We start from the raw sequence: 16491 nt of genomic DNA, 5'->3' as shown, positions 1-16491 counted from the left end.
CGACCTCTTCTTCTTATCGCTGGCCCCGGCCACCGCGATGGTGGTCGTTCGCCTGGCGCCGATCGAGCGCCAGGTTGGCGAGGTCAACCCTAAACGTCCGTCCCATGAGTAACTTGCCAGTGCATGCCAGGAAAGTTGACATCTGAAGCCACGGGGCGGCTGGCAATGGTTTGGGGCGGAACATCCCGGGTGGCAGCCGACGGCGCTCGCCGCAGTCAAATCCTGAACCGCCCGATCAGCCCGTTGAGCCTGTCGACCAGCCGTCCCATCTCGCGCGTCGCGCTCTCGCTGCGCCCGGCACCCTGCGTGGTGAGTTCGGCGGCCTGGTTGATGCGCAGGATGTGCTGGTCGATGTCATTGGCCACCTGCGTCTGCTGCTCCGCGCTCGCGGCTATCTGCAGGCTCTGTTCGGTTATCTGCCCGATCGTCTGCACTATGCCCTCCAGCCGCAGGCGTACCTGGGCCGCGTCCTCGACATTGGCGACAGCCATGTTCCGGCTGATCGCCAGGGTCGCCACCGCGTCGCTGGCGCCCTGCTGCAACTGGCTGATCATCCGCTCGATTTCTCCGCTGGAGTCCTGGGTGCGCCTCGCCAGGTTGCGCACCTCGTCGGCCACCACGGCGAAGCCGCGCCCCTGCCCGCCGGCGCGGGCGGCTTCGATGGCCGCATTGAGGGCCAGCAGATTGGTCTGCCCGGCGATGTCCTGGATCACGTTCAGCACCAGGCCGATGGCCTTGCTCTCGCCGGCCAGGTGTTCCACGACCCGCACGGTGTCCTCTATCCCCCCGGCCAGTTGCTGGGTGCCACGGCTCTGGCGGTTGACCAGCTCGCTGCCGCTGGCCGTTTCCTGGTTGACCCGTTCCGCCCCCTGGGAAGCGGTCGCCGCGCTACGAGCGACCTCCTGCGCCGTCGTGGTCATCTGCTGCATGGCGCTGGCGACCTGCTCGACCATCCGCCTCTGGCTGTCCATCGCCGTGCTGGTCTCGCTGGCGATGTCCTCCACCTGCCTGGCCTGTTCCGCGACCTGGGCAATGGCCAGGCGCACCTCGCTCACCAGGCCGTGGATGTTCTGGATACTGCCATTGAGCACCTGGCCCAGTTCGTTCAGCTCGTCGCGGCTGCCGGTCTGGTAGCTGCAGGTGAAATCGCCGTCCGCCAACCGCCGCAAGGTGGCGGCGAGCCCGTGCAGGTTGCCGCGTAGCGAGGCATAGAAGGCGCTGTACAGGTAGACGATCAGCAGCAGGCCCAGCAGGCTGATCGCGACCTGGATCAGCATGCGCTGCTGGCTCTGCTGGAGCCGCTGCTCCAGTTGCTGGCGCAGCAGCGCGAGGATCTCCCGCTCGATGCCGAGGGCACGCTCGAGCTGCTCGGACAATTCCTCGAAGAACGGCAGCCAGGGCCTGTCCAGCTCGTCGGCCAGCAGCACCTGGTTTTCCAGCAGCTCGCGGCTGAGCGCCAGGCTGTCGATGCTGCGTTGCAGGCCGTCGACCAGCGGCGCGGCGAGTTCGTCGCTGCGTTGCAGCAGCCGATACTCGTTGCCCAGGGTTTCCAGCTCGACGCTCAAGCCGTCGAGCTGGTCGCTGGCACTGCCGGAGAGGCTCTTCAGCAGCAGGGCTTCGCCGCCCAGGGCCCGGCTCTGGCCGAGAAGCCCGCGCACCCGCGGGCCATTGCCGGAAAGCAGCGCCACCATCTGCCGTATTTGCGCGGAGGGATCCTGGGTCAGGCCGGAGCCGTTGGCGGCCAGCGCCAGCAGCTCGGGCGCCTGCCGCAGCGCCTCCGCGATCCGGCTCTGGCGCATGCTGACGGACTCCTGCATGGCGCCGTCCACGGCGCTCGCCAGCGCGTCCCGGAGGTGGACGAAGCGTGCCATGCTGGCCGGCTCACCCCAGTCGGCCTGCAGTGCCGCGGCCTGCGCCATGACCTGGCGGTGCTGCTCGGCCAGACCGCTCGCCTGCGCGCCCACCAGGATGGAACGTTGCGCCTGGCCGAGGTCATGCAGCGCCTGCAGGGAACTGAGCAGGTCGAGACTCCGGGCCAATGGCTCCAGGCCGTTCAGCTCGCCGCGAACGCCCGCGATATAGCGCAGGCGGTCGTCGAGCAGCAGGTAGTTCATCAGCACGATGGGGATGAAGATGAACAGGCTGATCAGCCCGAACTTATGGCTCAGGCGCAGCCCATCGAGCAGACGCCGGCCAGGGCGAAGCACATTGAACATTGGCGAATCCCCATGACTCAGGAACGGAATACGGCCACGAGCGGCAGCCCTCGTCGGCCGTTCGGGTGGTCAGGCCCGCCGGGCAGGCCTGAGCGCCGCTTCAGCGCGCCAGTTCCCGGCGCAGCAGCAGCGAGGCCAGCGCGGGCAGCAGCAGCAGGGCGCCGATCATGTTCCAGATGAACAGCAGCACCAGCAGCAGGCCCATGTCAGCCTGGAACTTCAGCGCGGAGAAGGCCCAGGTGGCCACGCCCAGAGCCAGGGTGACGCCGGTGAAGGCCACCGAGGTACCGGTGGTCTTCAGCGCCTCGAAGAACGCCTCGCGGAATGCCAGCCCGCGATGCAGGAAGCCTTCCACCCGGCTGTACAGGTAGATGCCGTAGTCCACGCCGATGCCCACGCCTAGGGCGATCACCGGCAGGGTGGCGATCTTCACGCCCAGCCCCATCTGCGCCATCACCGCCTCGCACAGCACGGTGGACAGGTACAGCGGCGCCATCAGGGCGAAGGTCACCTTGAGCGACTTGAACTCCCACCACACCACCAGCGAGATGATGGCGAACACTAGGATCAGCATCTGCTTCTCGGACTGTTCGATCACCATATTGGTGGCCGCCTCGATCCCGGCGTTTCCCGCCGCCTGTAGGATCTGGTAGTCGCCGCCGTCGTACTGCCGGGTGAAGGCCTCGACGGCGGCCACCACCCGGCTCAGGGTCTCGGCCTTGTGGTCGGCCAGGTACAGGCTGATCGGCGCCACGCTGCAGTCCGGCGCGACCAGCTCGGAGGAGGCGCCGGTACGGGCGTTGTTCATCACGAACTGGTCGCGCGACAGCTCGGCCCATTTCGGGTTGCCCTCGTTGCGGGCGAGGATGTTGAAGCGGATCTCGCCGTACAGCGACTGCACCGACTCGACGCCCTCGACCTCCAGCATCCGTTGCTCGAACTGGTTGGCCAGGTCGGCGGCGGCGAAGCGCGCGCACTGCTCCGGCGGCGTCTTGAACAGCACCACGAAGACGTCGGTGCTGGTGGCGTAGTGCTCCAGCAGGTAGGCGTTGTCCTGGTTGTAGCGGGCCTCGGGGCGGAACTCCGGGGCACCGGCGTCGAGGTCGCCGATCTTCAGATCCTGGCGCGCGTGGTAGCCGATGCCGAGCAGCACCAGGCTGCCGAGCACCAGCGCGATGGCGTAGCGTGGCTCGACCACCGCTGCGAGGCGGCGGAACACCGGCCACGACGACTGGTCGCGGCGCTGCTGCTGGCGCAGCCCGCGCGGGCTGACGCCGACATAGGACATCAGCACCGGCAGCAGGAACATCTTGGTGAAGATGGCGACGAACACGCCGATGCTGGCGGTGATTGCCAGTTGCTGGATCACCCCGATGTCGATCACCAGCAGAGTGATGAAACCCACGGCATCGGCCAGCAGCGCGGTGGTGCCGGGGATGAACAGCGCGCTGAAGGTGCGCCGCGAGGCCTCCAGCGGCGTGGCGCCGCCGCCCATCTCGCTCATCATCAGGTTGATGTTCTGTACCGCGTGGCTGATGCCGATGGCGAAGATCAGGAAGGGCACCAGGATCGAGTAGGGATCCAGGCCGTAGCCGAGCAGACTGAGCAGGCCGAGCTGGCAGACCACGGTGAGCAGGCAGGTCAGCACGGTCACTGCGGTGCTGCGCCAGCAGCGGCAATAGAGGTAGAGCATCAGGCTGATCAGGCCGACGGTGAGGGCGAAGAACAACGCGATGTCGCCCGCCGCGGCCAGCAGGTCGCCGATGATCTGGGCGAAACCGACCACCCGGATGTTCACCCCCTGGGCGGCGAAGTGCTCGCGCACCTCCCTTTCCAGGCTCTGGGTGAAGGTGCCGTAGTCCAGCGGCCTGCCGCTTTCCGGATCCTTCTCCAGCAACGGCACGCGGATCATCGCCGACCTGAAGTCGTTGGCGACGAAGCTGCCGATCATGTCGGCGCGCTGGATGTTCTGCCGCACCTGGGCCAGCGCCTTTGCGCTGCCGTCGTAGGTGTCGGGTATCACCCGGCCGGCGCGCAGGCCTTCGGTGGTCACCTCGGCCCACATGGCGTTGGGCGTCCACAACGACTTGAGGTTGCCGCGATCGACGCCGGGGATATAGAAGATCCTGTCGGTCGCCTCGCGCAGGGTCTCGAGAAACTCCGGGGTGAGGATGTCGCCCTCGGGGTTTTCCACCAGCACTCGCAGCACATTGCTCTGCGGCCGCAGTACGTCCTCGAACGCCAGGTAGTTGGCGATGAACGGGTGGCCAGTGGGAATCATCCGAGTGAAGCTGGCGTCCGGCCGCAGGGACAGGGCCGAGAAGCCCAACACCAGCGAGGCGAACAGAAAGACCGCCAGTACCGCCAAGCGATTGCGAAACAGCGCGCGCTCGGTGAAATCGACCAGACGTTGCAGCGCCACCGGCTTCTGCTCCCGGGCAACGCCCTGTTTGACCTGGGCATTCATTTCAGTTGCTCCTTGATCGCGGCCAGGGGCAGCACCTGCAGTCCCGCACTGCCGACCAGCGCCAGGTGCTCGCCATCGACGGCGCTCACCCCCAGCAGCGGTGCCTGGTGCGGCGCCTGCCAGACACCGAACCGCCGGCCGTCGCCGACCAGCAGCACGCCGCCCTGCCCGGCCAGCAACAGGCTGCCATCGGCCAGTTGCGTGCCGCCATAGAGCCCGGCCCGGACAGGCAGGGGGACACTCTGCCAACTGCCGCCAGCATCCTGGCTGGCCAGCAGGGTGCCACCAAAGCCGAGCGCCAGCAGCCGGCCGTCGGCCAACGCCAGCAGCTTGTACAGCGAGGCGTCGGTCAGTTGCGCGGCGGGCGACCAGTGCCGGCCGTTGTCACCGGAACGGTGCAGGCGCCCGCCCTCGCCGGCCACCAGCAGGCCGCCGTCGGCGAGGCCGAGCACGCTGTTGAGGTGCAGACGGTCGGGGTTGTCCAGGCCTGGGACATACTCCCAACTCCGTCCGCCGTCGCGGGTATGCACGATGATGCCGTAGGCGCCCACGGCCCAGCCCTCCCGGGCATCGCGGAACCACAGATCCAGCAGTGGCCGCGAAGGACCGGGAGCGCTGCCGGCGCTGGCGTCGTCGAGGGCGAAATGGGCGTTGTCCAACGCAGCCAGCAGCGACTCGTCATCCGGCGCGGCGGCACTGAGGCGCTCCAGCCGCTCGACCTCGCCCTCGGCCCAGGCCAGCATCATGTCGTTGATGTCGCGGCCGTCGAGCTGCTTGCTCCAGCTCTCGCCGCCATCGTCGCTGTGCAGGATCACCCCGTCATGGCCGACGGCCCAGCCACGTCGCGAGTCGACGAAGTGCACGGCCGTCAGCAACAGATCCGCCGGCACCCGGGCCTGGCGGACCTCGCCATCGGCATCGCGCAGCAGCACATGGCCGCTGCCCCCCACCATGACCAGGCGCCGGCCCAGCGCCTGGATGTCGGTGAGCGGCCCCTGTGCCGCCAGCGGCGAGGGTCGCGACGGGCGTTCCAGACGGTCGGCCAGGGGCGCGGCCGACAGCGCGGGCAAGGCGCTACCCACGCCGATCAGCAACGTAAGTACAGAGAGAGTAACTGTCTTCATCAGGGGCTCTTGAATAAAAAAGGAGGCTTCAGGTCGGGTACCGTCCACCCCAAAAACCACGGAGCTGCTCGTTGAAACCAGCAAATGGCCGAAGCCAACTTATGCTCTGGAAACGAAGTGGAAAGCCGTCTGTAGTCAGGCGGCGCGATTTGGCAGGCTTGCAGCGGCGGATCGGTTGCGCCCCAAGGATGGAGGACACCGTCGTGGGGAGTTATTCATGCGAACTCTCCTGATTATTGTTATGCGAGGTTTGTTACGTAGGCCTGGCCCTGCATCAGGTGCATCACCCGACTGCGTATGGGTCGAGTATCGGCCAGTGACCCGCAGGCTTACTGGATGTTTCACGCCAGAATTTTGCTATTTGATGCCAACCCTCGCCGACTCACGCCAGTGCCGCCGAACTCCCTCAAAGGAAACTTGCCCACGGACGCGAAAGGTTGCGCCCTGTGCGCCGTCTGTTCCCGTTTCGGTGCTAGCTGCATTGCTACGCCAAATGGCGCCATGGCCGGGCGGCGACCCGCTAGGCGCGGGACGCCGGCAATTGTTGTCCCCTGGCCAAGTCCTGCAACGGCTCATGGCGCCATTTGCCGCGCAACCCAAAGGGACGGGAGAGTTCAAAGGACAGGTTGTCGGCGCAACTGCAACACGCCCTTCCTGATCAGACCGATCTGCTTGCTCACACTAAGCGGCGCCGGGTCTGCAGTGGCCCGATGCAACAGTTTGGCGATGTAGTGCCAGCGAGTCTGGGCATCCCTCAAGAGCTGGAGCTGCTCCGGACTGTCGCCAGGCAGCCAGTCGTCACGCAGCAGATCCTGCTCGATACTGGCCGCCAGCTCGTAAACATCCCATCCCAGATAACTGTCCGGTTGTTCCCGTGCCGGACGCAGGCTGCCAATCTGAGACCACGAGACATAGAGCAGCAAGGCGAAATCGAGGCGCTCGGGAAGGTCGGCCAAGGGCGCGCCCGGAGTCGAAGGGCTAGGGCGTAGCAGGGTGAGCGTATCCAGCAGCGCGTTATTAAACGCCTCGTGCTGCTGTTGCGACAGCGGTTGCCCGGTGCGCAGAGCGTTCGACAGACTGTCCATGTTGTCGGTCAGACGCTGCATGGCCGACTGCAGCTGACTATTGAGCTGTGGTAGCACAGCGCGCAATTCATTGACCCGAGGGGCACGCAAGTCGGCAGACTCCCCCAGCATGAGCTGCACGGCAGCCGAGCAGACCATCCCATGCAGGTCCTGAGCAGCCGAGCCGGCGGCAGGAAACAATTGCAGCGACAACAGACTGGCGAAGGCCAGCCACAGCCGCAGCCTGGAACGGCGATGACGCAGGGTGACGCTATAGAGGCGAACAGTCGGCATCTATTTATCATTCTCTGCAGGACTGTGGGTACGTGGCTGCAACGAAAATCCTGCTCGCCACCCAGGAGTGCCAGCCTAAACCCGTGCCTGCGCCGAGAAATCGGCAATACACGCCACGAACTTGTCATTTGCTGCGATCTGCGGACCAGTCACCCAAGATGGGTGCCGCCAGGGCCTATTCCTGGCGGGAAAAGCACCGCTCACCCTGAGGTCGGCGGCATCGGGTGAGAGAAAAGCCATACCGACGTGTTTTATGGCGCGATTCATGCCTTATCGCCATTGCCGAGCGCGCGCCCATGGTCTGCTCGGCCGATACGACTGCTGTGCCCGGGCCGGCGCGTGCCCGTGCCTGGGGCCATTGCTCGCTAATTGCACCAGATGTGGGCAGGGGAGCGCGACTTTCCAGCTTCCCATGAAATTGTTACGCTTTGATTCATGCGGTGCCTTGCCCCATACGCGCCGCACCCGGGTCGAACCGCACGTGCGGATACCTGGGCAACTATCTAATAAGAAGTCTCAGCCTATGTCGCTCAGCCTGCACAACACGATGAACCCGGAGTTCCTGCTCAGCCGGTATGCCGATCAACTGAGCCCCTTTCTGGAGGAGGCCGGGCTGGATCAGTCGGTCTTTACCGATTCCGAGGCGGTCTGCTCCGCAGCCGCCTGGATCAAGCTGCTGGAGTTGGCGGGGAAACATCTGGACGACTCGATCGGCTTGCGCTTCGGCAACGCTCTGCGCTCAACGGACCTCGGCGTGCTCGGCCAGGCACTGCGCAGCATGGATCGCCTAGAAGACATGCTGCATGGCGTCAGCCGCTATGCCGTCACCCGCAGCCAGGTGGAAAAAATCGAAATCAGCCTGAGCGGCAACCTGGTGACCATCTCCTACCAGATCACAGACCCCACCATCCTCCCCCGCCGGCAGGATGCCGAGTTGACGCTGGCGCTCTTCCTATCCTGCATCCGTGAGCTGAGCGCCAGCGCGGTATCCCCGCTCAGAGTGGATTTCGAGCACGCCGCACCGAAGGACCTGCGTCTGCACCGCGAGACCTTCCACTGTCCGCTGCACTTCAATCAGGATTGCAACCGCCTCCACTTCGACAAGTCGCTGCTCGATCTCCCCGTGCACACCGCCAACAAGCGCCTGCTCCAGGCCTTGCAGCCCTTCCTCGAAGAACAGCGCAAGCTACGCAGCCAGCCGGTCAGCCTGCTCAGCGAGGTATCGCAGGCCATTGCCGGCGAGCTGAGGCTGGGCCGGGTGGGGGTGGTGCAGGTGGCCGAGTCCTTGCACATGAGCGTGCGCACCCTGCAGCGCCGCCTCGGCGAGCTGGATCTGGAGTTTGGCGAACTGGTCGAGGAAGTACGCCGCGCGCTGGCTCTGGAGTACGTGGGCAACAGCAACTACCGCCTGACTGACGTGGCGCTGATGCTCGGCTACACAGAAGCCAGTTCCTTCTCCCGCGCTTTCCGCCGCTGGACCGACCTCACCCCCCGGGAATATCGCAAGAAAGCGGGCCTTGAATCCCCGTCAGCCGCCCTTGGCGCCTGCAAGGCTTGAGTGCTCGCGGCACGCCCCCCCCGCCATCAGCGTTCTGGCGGGTTGCACCCGGCCTACGCCATCCAGGCCCATGACGGGGAGCCGCCCGGCTAGCGCCCGAGCATCAGCTTGATCAGCCTATCGAAGACCTTGCCATATGGCGGATAGAGGAGCGGAAACGCAGGGTAGGAAAACTGCTTGAAGACCGGCCGCAGTTTCGAGAACTCGAGGAAGCCTTCGTAACCGTGATAGTGGCCCATGCCGCTGGCGCCCACGCCGCCAAACGGCAGATCGTGCTGGGCCACATGCAGCCCGCAATCGTTGATTGCAACGCCGCCGGATTGGGTCAGGGAGACGACCTTCTCCTGTATCTGCCGCTGCTTGGTGAAAAGGTAGAGGGCCAGCGGGTGATCCCGGTCCTTGATGTAGTTGAGAACCTCATCCATTGTGCGATAGGTCTTGATGGGCAGGATCGGGCCGAAGATCTCCTCCTGCATCAAAAGCATGTCGTCGCAGACATTGGTCACCAGTACAGGGGCGATCTTGCGGGCGACCCTGTCGCTGATATCGCCAGGCAACAGATTGATGATTTCCGCCCCCTTGCTTTCGGCATCATCGAGGTAACCCAGCAGCCGCGCATAGGAAGGCTGGTCGATTATCGAGCTGTAGTCCTGTGTCGAGAGCGCGGGATAGCGAGTCGGTACGATTGAGCGGCAGTGCTGCACGAAGGCGTCCAGTTTCGATTCGTGGATGAACAGATAGTCCGGGGCGACACAGGTCTGCCCAGCATTGACGGTCTTCATCTGCAGGATGCGCGATGCCGCAGTCTTGAGTTCATAGTCCTCGCAAAGGATAACAGGGGACTTGCCACCGAGCTCCAACGTCACCGGGGTCAGATTATTCGCGGCCGCCTTCATTACCCGCCGGCCAGATTCGGCCGAGCCCGTGAAAATCAAATGGTCGAAGGGCATGCTGGAAAATGCCGAGCCGCCGATGTCTGGCACGATGGCCAGCGTTTGTTCGTCGAAGTTCTCTTTCACCAGACGATGCAGCAAGGCACAGAGATTGCGTGAGTTCGCCGCCATCTTGACGATGCAGCGATTCCCCGCCGCCAGGGCGCTGGTCAGCGGGCCGATGACCAGATAGAGCGGATAGTTCCATGGTGCCACGACGCCCACGACGCCCTTCGGCTGTGGAATCACCGTATTGCGTGCGCCGAGAAACCACAGCGAACCCTGCCGGCGTTGCGGCTTCATCCATTTGCCCAGGCGCTTGCGGCAGTCCCGGATGCCATCGACCGAGAGAAAGAGCTCCAGCAGCTTGGTTTCCTGATGGGAGCGGTTGCCGAAGTCCAGGCTGATCGCTGCGCAGATGGCATCTTGGTTATCGAGCAGAATCCGCTCCAGACACTTGAGGTTATCCAGGCGAGCCTTGAGGCTGGGAACGGGGGTATTGCGATATGCCGCACTCTGCAAGACAAAGATTCGAGCGGCTTCGGCTTCGCTACTTCTGACAGGATTGGCTTGGGCGGCGATGTTCATTGCTGTACTTCTCCAGGGATTGGCATGGCCGCGCCATAGGAGGTGTCCGCCGGGACAGCGCTCTACCTTGCGCGGAGGCATCTCGTTGAGGATAACGGCCGACCCGGCCGGATAATTGTCCAGCAGTGCCAGCCTTTAAGCAGTTCACGCCAGAAGACCGTACGGCAATGGGGCCGGAAAACGCCGGGCAAGCCGATACCAGCAGGCAGCCTTTCCCCATGGAGAGGCGCACCGATAAAATGCAGAAAACCGGGAAAATCCCAGGTTTCTGCATAGGGAGGCCCTACGATCAAGACAGGCTTGTACACGCCCTCAAGAACATTCACTCGCCGTCCCGGCAACCATGAACGCCCTGGATACACCGGTATAGGGCACCGGCTCTTTCTTAGCGGATGTCCGGTACACCCCTTCATGGCGGATTCGATAAAGGCCAGGTGGAGTATTGGCCGGGATGCTCCAGATGGCCTTGGCCTTGGACGAGTCCACAGTATGCAGCAGCGTCAATGCCGGGCTCTGGCTCCAGGTCCAGAGGAACACCAACTCGGGATCCTTGTCGGTGGCGACCGTATCCCAGGTCCCGTCCGGGTTGCGCCGTTCCACATATAGATAGGAGGACATGGTCTTCGGATCGTTGCCCGGATATCCAGCCTGCCAGGTGACGTCGACCACGCTCCCTTGCGTGTACAGGGCCCGGGCATCGCTCAGCAGCTTGCCAAAGGGCGCAGGCAGGTCGACGGTGATCGGCGAAGGATCGCCTTTGCTGAATACCTGGGAAGGCCCATCAGGAGCCGGTTGATCGTTCACCATTGTCTGAGCCAGGCGCCGGAACTCCTGCATCACGGCGGCTAGCTGCCAAGGTCCATGTACAGTTGATGCGCCTTCATACAACTGTGCACTGTACTCTTCCCGGGTCGTCATGTAGTTGAGGTAGGCATTGGAGATACCTGCAATCACGACGGAGTTCACCCCGATTGGCGCCAAAGTATCCAGCACGGTCTGCCGCAGGCGACGAGCCGCCATCGTCGTGACCTCCCACGGTACGCCGAGAATGGCAAGATTACCGATCCGGATAATTTGCAGCGGCGCCAGCTCTGCTGGAAATTCCGCCAATACGGGCTTCTCTCCTTGGCAAAAGAAGGCAGGATTACTGGCTTTCGCCGCGCAAAGGATGGGGGCTAGAAATTGAGACGTGGCAACGCCATCAAAGGGTAAAACAGCCGGGGTATTACCTTTGTAAATGGCCAAGTAACCTTGACCATTGAACAAGCCATTGTAGCGACTTCTAGCATCATCGAAGTAAGGGAACGGTGCAATGTCCTTGCATGAATATCCACTGGCCAATGCACCTAGTCCATTGGCCGCCCCCGCCGCGAAGGCCAGCCCGGAACCAGCCGTACAGGTTTGCTTAGGGTTGTCGGAATAAAGATTAGCCGGCAACTCGGCAAACTCATTTTCACTCAGCACGACCGGATCGGTTACAGTCATCTTGCTCATGTCAACATAGAAGAGCCGGTAATCGACCGCCCCGACAAGCGGACTACCCTCACCGAATTGCTTGAGAGCTTGAGCCAACTGTTTAGTCCCATAAGCTGCAACCGCCTTGCGCTCCCCAAGAGCGAAGCCCTCTTCATCAAACTCAAAAGGGTCATTAGTTCCGAACCGGTATCTGTAAGGCACGCCCTGGCCCGGGGCATCATTACCATGTGCGTCTGCATCCAGCGCAAAAAGCTCCGTCATGGCATCGCCCTCGCCACTCTGGGCAAATGCGGCGACAAAGTTATCCACACCGTCAACAGCCCCTTCCATATCCGGCTGGTAAATCGTCCCCATTAATTTTTCAAAACCAAGCGACGCATAACCCTTGGTATCACTTGAAATCAGCCTATTGTGATTCCCCATCGCCGTTGGGTGCACACCGAACCAGTTGATCACCCCCACCGCGCTTCCATTTCCCCGGATAAAACTGAGCTGCAGGAAACGCTTGTCCACATCAACTTCTTTACCACTCGAGTCCATATACCTATAGCGCTCGGATGGGGCATTCTGACGATATGCCAAAGGGTTCCGATTGCGATTGGCGTTCAGCAACTCACCAACCGACATACGTATAGGAGCCGTTTGAGGGTTAGATTCCAGGTTGGCATGAGCTCTGCGAATTGCTTGCACAATCCCTTCGGAAACAATGCGAAAATTATCAGCATCGAAGTGAGTAACACTGAACACGCTACCCTGGATGATTTTATATACATCAACGGCAGCCTGCGGCGTACCGCTCGGCAACTCGGGCAGTACACCGGGCTCGCCGTAGCCTCCTGGGGCCGAATGGGTATGTGTGCTAGAAATCATGACATTCTCCGGACCGTAAAACTCTGACAGCACCGGATCTGCCGAGATTTTTTCTATGATTTCTTGCCTGAGTAGTCCAGAGGGAAAAGCATGGTCATCTGAGACCATCATCACGCGCTTGCCATTACATGGGGACTCAACAGCAAAGGCACGTGCAAATAGCCGCATGTGGATACCATTTGGCACCTGAGTTGGCACCACATGCCCCACGAGGTCGGAATGCCCCACTGGAGTACCACCCAAGGGGCCGGTTGTGTCGTAAAGACCACTGCCAAAACGGTACCCTCCCCCAGCGCCGCACTCACCAGCAGACCAACTTGCAGGATTATCAGTAGGTAACTCCAGGGGGCCAGGTGCATCCGGCTGGTGCGATCTAGTGTAGGTAATACCATCAACAGCCATCTCGGAGGCTGCCCCAATGGAATTCAAAGGGCTATCCATGACGCAGGCTGCGCCAGCCTCATCCTTGATTTGCACAACACTCCCAGCCACAGCTATACCCGCATATGGCGCACCGCTAATAATCGCGAGCAGCACAAAACGGACCAATCGAGTCTGTCTCATGTTCAGGGCCTACTTGTTGTTATTGATACTCGCCTAGGCGGTGATACCTTCGAGCAAGGTAAGGCCTAGGCTCTGTACGAAAAGTGCCTGCGCTCGGTGATGCTTCGTTAAAAATCAGTTCGGAATGCTCATTTAGCACTCGTAAACTCGATCGCGAGCCCGGTCCGTTCCTCACCGATTTTTGCCTCGCCTGACCTTCGGTCGACGACTTTTCGTACAGACCCTAGCTACGTCGTTACGATAAGCAGCCAAACAAGGGAAGACTTGCCAGTACATGCCAACAAAGTTGTCATTTGCCGCACTCAGCCTGGGACAGACCAACACAATGATCACGCTGGCTTGTACGCTGCGATGTCAACGGAGGGGTCTATCAAGTACGTCAGATAGTACTTCTCGATTATCACTCGATGGCCGCCACGCTTACCGACGCAGAGTCCGCTTGGGGTGTTCTGCCTTGCCTCATTGACGAGATGCCTGAAGCTCTTATGCAGGCTCGCGACCGAGAGCAATCCAACGAATCAGTATCGAAAAGGCCAGTAGCTCAAGATTCTGGCTTGAGCAGGGGAAACGTGTCTTCGGACTCCCCCGGCCCCTGATTTTCCTAGTGTGGTGTTTCAAAAATAAAGATCATATTTTCGAGGTCATCGCCTCGGCAGCTCGGCCCACGCTCGCCAGTATGTCCTCGGCTTTTCGATACCAGTGAAAAGACCGGGGATTGGCGTTATGGGTAGATAGGTAGTGCTCGATGGAGGCTTCCAGATCCTTCACGCTGGTATGCGCCTGGCGCTTGATCCATTTCTCGCTCAATGTCGAGAAAAAGCGCTCCACCAGGTTCAACCAGGACGCCGAGGTTGGCGTGAAATGCACTTGATAGCGTGGGTGAGCCGCAAGCCAGGCTTTAACCTTGTCAGTCTTGTGTAAGGACGAGCACTAACCCCTCGCAACTCGAACCCGGGCCCCGACTTTCGCCGGCCCCAGGCATCTCGTCACCAGAAACAAGAGCACCCCGGGTGCTTTTCGTTTGCGCGGCTTACCGGGCCATGAGTCTGGAGCGTGCTTCGTGCAGTTTCCTGTAGCTGTCGATCAGGCGCAGGTGCCGGTCGAGGCCTTCCAGCTTCATGCTGGTCGGCGTCAGGCCGAAGAAGCGTACGCTGCCGTCCACCGAGCCCAGCGCCGCGTCCATGCGTTCGTCGCCGAACATGCGACGGAAGTTGGCCTCGTAGTCGGCCAGTTCCAGTTCGTCGTCCAGCAGCACTTCCAGCACCACGTTCAGGGCCTGGTAGAACAGGCCGCGCTCGACGGTGTTGTCGTTGTACTGCAGGAAGGTTTCCACCAGCTCCTTGGCGTCTTCGAAGCGCTGCAGGGCGAGGTGGATCAGCAGCTTCAGTTCGAGGAGGGTCAACTGGCCCCATACCGTGTTGTCGTCGAACTCCACGCCGATCAGGGTGGTGATGTCGGTGTAGTCATCCACCTCGCAGTCCTCCAGGCGCTGGAGCAGTGCCTCGAGCTGGTCATCGTCCAGGCGGTGCAGGTTGAGGATGTCCTCGCGGAACGCCAACGCCTTGTTGGTGTTGTCCCAGACCAGATCCTCCACCGGATAGATTTCCGAATAACCCGGCACCAGGATGCGGCACGCCGTGGCCCCCAGGTGCTCGTACACCGCCATGTACACTTCCTTGCCCATGTCCTCGAGGATGCCGAACAGGGTGGCGGCCTCCTCGGCGTTGGACTCTTCCCCTCGGCCGGAGAAGTCCCAGTCGACGAATTCGAAGTCGGACTTGGCGCTGAAGAAGCGCCACGACACCACGCCGCTGGAATCGATGAAGTGCTCGACGAAGTTGTTCGGCTCGGTCAGCGCCTGGCTCTCGAAGGTCGGCGGCGGCAGGTCGTTCAGGCCCTCGAAGCTGCGGCCCTGCAGCAACTCCGTCAGGCTGCGCTCCAATGCCACTTCGAAACTCGGGTGCGCGCCGAACGAGGCGAACACGCCGCCGGTGCGCGGGTTCATCAGGGTCACGCACATCACCGGGAACTCGCCGCCCAGCGAGGCATCCTTGACCAGCACCGGGAAGCCCTGCTCTTCCAGGCCGCGGATACTGGCGAGGATGCCCGGATACCTGGCCAGCACTTCCTGCGGCACGTCCGGCAGCGCCAGTTCGCCTTCGAGGACTTCGCGCTTCACCGCGCGCTCGAAGATTTCCGACAGGCACTGCACCTGCGCTTCGGCCAGCGTGTTGCCGGCGCTCATGCCGTTGCTGAGGTAGAGGTTCTCGATCAGGTTGGACGGGAAGTACACCACTTCGCCGTCGGACTGGCGCACGAATGGCAACGAACAGATGCCGCGCGCCACGTTGCCCGAGTTGGTGTCGTACAGGTGCGAGCCGCGCAGCTCGCCGTCGGGGTTGTAGATGTCCAGGCAGTAGGCGTCGAGGATTTCTGTCGGCAGGGCATCCCTGCGGCCGGGCTTGAACCAGCGCTCGTCCGGGTAGTGGACGAAGGGCGCGTTGGCGATCTCCTCGCCCCAGAACTGGTCGTTGTAGAAGAAGTTGCAGTTCAGCCGCTCGATGAACTCGCCCAGCGCCGAAGCCAGCGCGCTTTCCTTGGTCGCGCCCTTGCCGTTGGTGAAGCACATCGGCGACTGCGCATCGCGGATATGCAGCGACCAGACGTTGGGCACGATGTTGCGCCACGAGGCGATCTCGATCTTCATCCCCAGGCCGGCGAGGATTTCCGACATGTTGGCGATGGTCTGCTCCAGCGGCAGGTCCTTGCCGAGGATGCGCGTGCCCCCGCCCGAGGTCAGCGCGGGCATCAGCAGCGCCTGGGCATCGGCATCGAGGTTTTCCACCTCCTCGATCACGAACTCGGGTCCGGTCTGCACGACCTTCTTCACTGTGCAGCGGTCGATGGAACGCAGGATGCCCAGGCGATCCTTCTCCGAGATGTCCGCCGGCAGTTCCACCTGGATCTTGAAGATCTGCTTGTAGCGGTTCTCCGGGTCGACGATGTTGTTCTGCGACAGGCGGATATTGTCGGTGGGGATGCCGCGTGTCTGGCAGTACAGCTTGACGAAGTAAGCCGCGCACAAGGCCGACGAAGCCAGGAAGTAGTCGAACGGCCCCGGAGCCGAGCCATCGCCCTTGTAGCGGATCGGCTGGTCGGCGATCACGGTGAAATCATCGAACTTGGCTTCTAGCCGAAGGTTGTCAAGAAAGTTGACCTTAATTTCCATGCGGGATTACCACGATAAAAAACGACTTGATCGTCATTATCCGGACAAATGCCTCATGGGGACATCTCGGCGGTGTTGGTTGCAGCGGAGTGGGTCGGTTGAGGAGCTA

The 16491-nt window shown here is 62.2% G+C and carries 8 protein-coding genes and 1 pseudogene; 1 reads left to right on the top strand and 8 read right to left on the bottom strand.

What is annotated here, in order from left to right; genetic code table 11:
• Positions 1 to 215: 215 nt before the first annotated feature.
• The 4 genes from PSEWESI4_RS25545 to PSEWESI4_RS08690 form a co-directional block, all read right to left on the bottom strand.
• Positions 216 to 2216, bottom strand: coding sequence for a methyl-accepting chemotaxis protein (locus tag PSEWESI4_RS25545; RefSeq protein WP_187670807.1), 2001 nt, complete (start codon positions 2214 to 2216; stop codon positions 216 to 218).
• A gap of 100 nt (positions 2217 to 2316) precedes the next feature.
• The gene (locus PSEWESI4_RS08700; protein ID WP_187670806.1) at positions 2317 to 4683 is read right to left on the bottom strand and encodes an efflux RND transporter permease subunit; all 2367 of its coding nucleotides are present in this window, start codon (positions 4681 to 4683) and stop codon (positions 2317 to 2319) included.
• Positions 4680 to 5807 carry a sialidase family protein gene (locus PSEWESI4_RS08695; protein WP_187670805.1) on the bottom strand — a complete coding sequence of 376 codons (1128 nt, stop codon included), beginning with the start codon at positions 5805 to 5807 and terminating at the stop codon, positions 4680 to 4682. The genes PSEWESI4_RS08700 and PSEWESI4_RS08695 overlap by 4 nt, the downstream gene beginning before the upstream one ends.
• A gap of 614 nt (positions 5808 to 6421) precedes the next feature.
• Positions 6422 to 7165: a hypothetical protein gene (locus tag PSEWESI4_RS08690; protein WP_187670804.1), complete on the bottom strand. Its 744-nt coding sequence runs from the start codon at positions 7163 to 7165 to the stop codon at positions 6422 to 6424.
• A 523-nt stretch (positions 7166 to 7688) separates the two neighbouring features.
• Between PSEWESI4_RS08690 and qhpR the strand changes: the two genes are divergently transcribed.
• Positions 7689 to 8723, top strand: a complete 1035-nt coding sequence (gene qhpR / locus PSEWESI4_RS08685; RefSeq protein WP_187670803.1) for an AraC-like transcriptional regulator QhpR — start codon at positions 7689 to 7691, stop codon at positions 8721 to 8723.
• A gap of 89 nt (positions 8724 to 8812) precedes the next feature.
• On the opposite strand, the gene PSEWESI4_RS08680 is transcribed toward qhpR, so the two are convergent.
• From PSEWESI4_RS08680 to PSEWESI4_RS08665, 4 genes and pseudogenes are all read right to left on the bottom strand, one after another.
• A complete protein-coding gene (locus PSEWESI4_RS08680; protein WP_187670802.1) occupies positions 8813 to 10243 on the bottom strand; it encodes a coniferyl aldehyde dehydrogenase in 1431 nt (476 codons plus the stop codon).
• A 312-nt stretch (positions 10244 to 10555) separates the two neighbouring features.
• Positions 10556 to 13153, bottom strand: coding sequence for a neutral/alkaline non-lysosomal ceramidase N-terminal domain-containing protein (locus PSEWESI4_RS08675; RefSeq protein ID WP_187670801.1), 2598 nt, complete (start codon positions 13151 to 13153; stop codon positions 10556 to 10558).
• Positions 13154 to 13780: 627 nt separating this feature from the next.
• Positions 13781 to 14071: pseudogene (locus PSEWESI4_RS08670) on the bottom strand (transposase); the annotation flags it as partial.
• Between the two features lie 112 nt (positions 14072 to 14183).
• Entirely contained in the window at positions 14184 to 16382 is a 2199-nt protein-coding gene (locus PSEWESI4_RS08665; RefSeq protein WP_187670800.1) for an OsmC domain/YcaO domain-containing protein, read from the bottom strand.
• Positions 16383 to 16491 lie beyond the last annotated feature (109 nt).

Source organism: Zestomonas carbonaria, assembly GCF_904061905.1.
GTDB classification, from domain to species: domain Bacteria; phylum Pseudomonadota; class Gammaproteobacteria; order Pseudomonadales; family Pseudomonadaceae; genus Aquipseudomonas; species Aquipseudomonas carbonaria.
The sequence above is the reverse complement of the archived record's forward strand: the minus strand, read 5'-3'. Positions and strand labels throughout refer to the sequence as shown.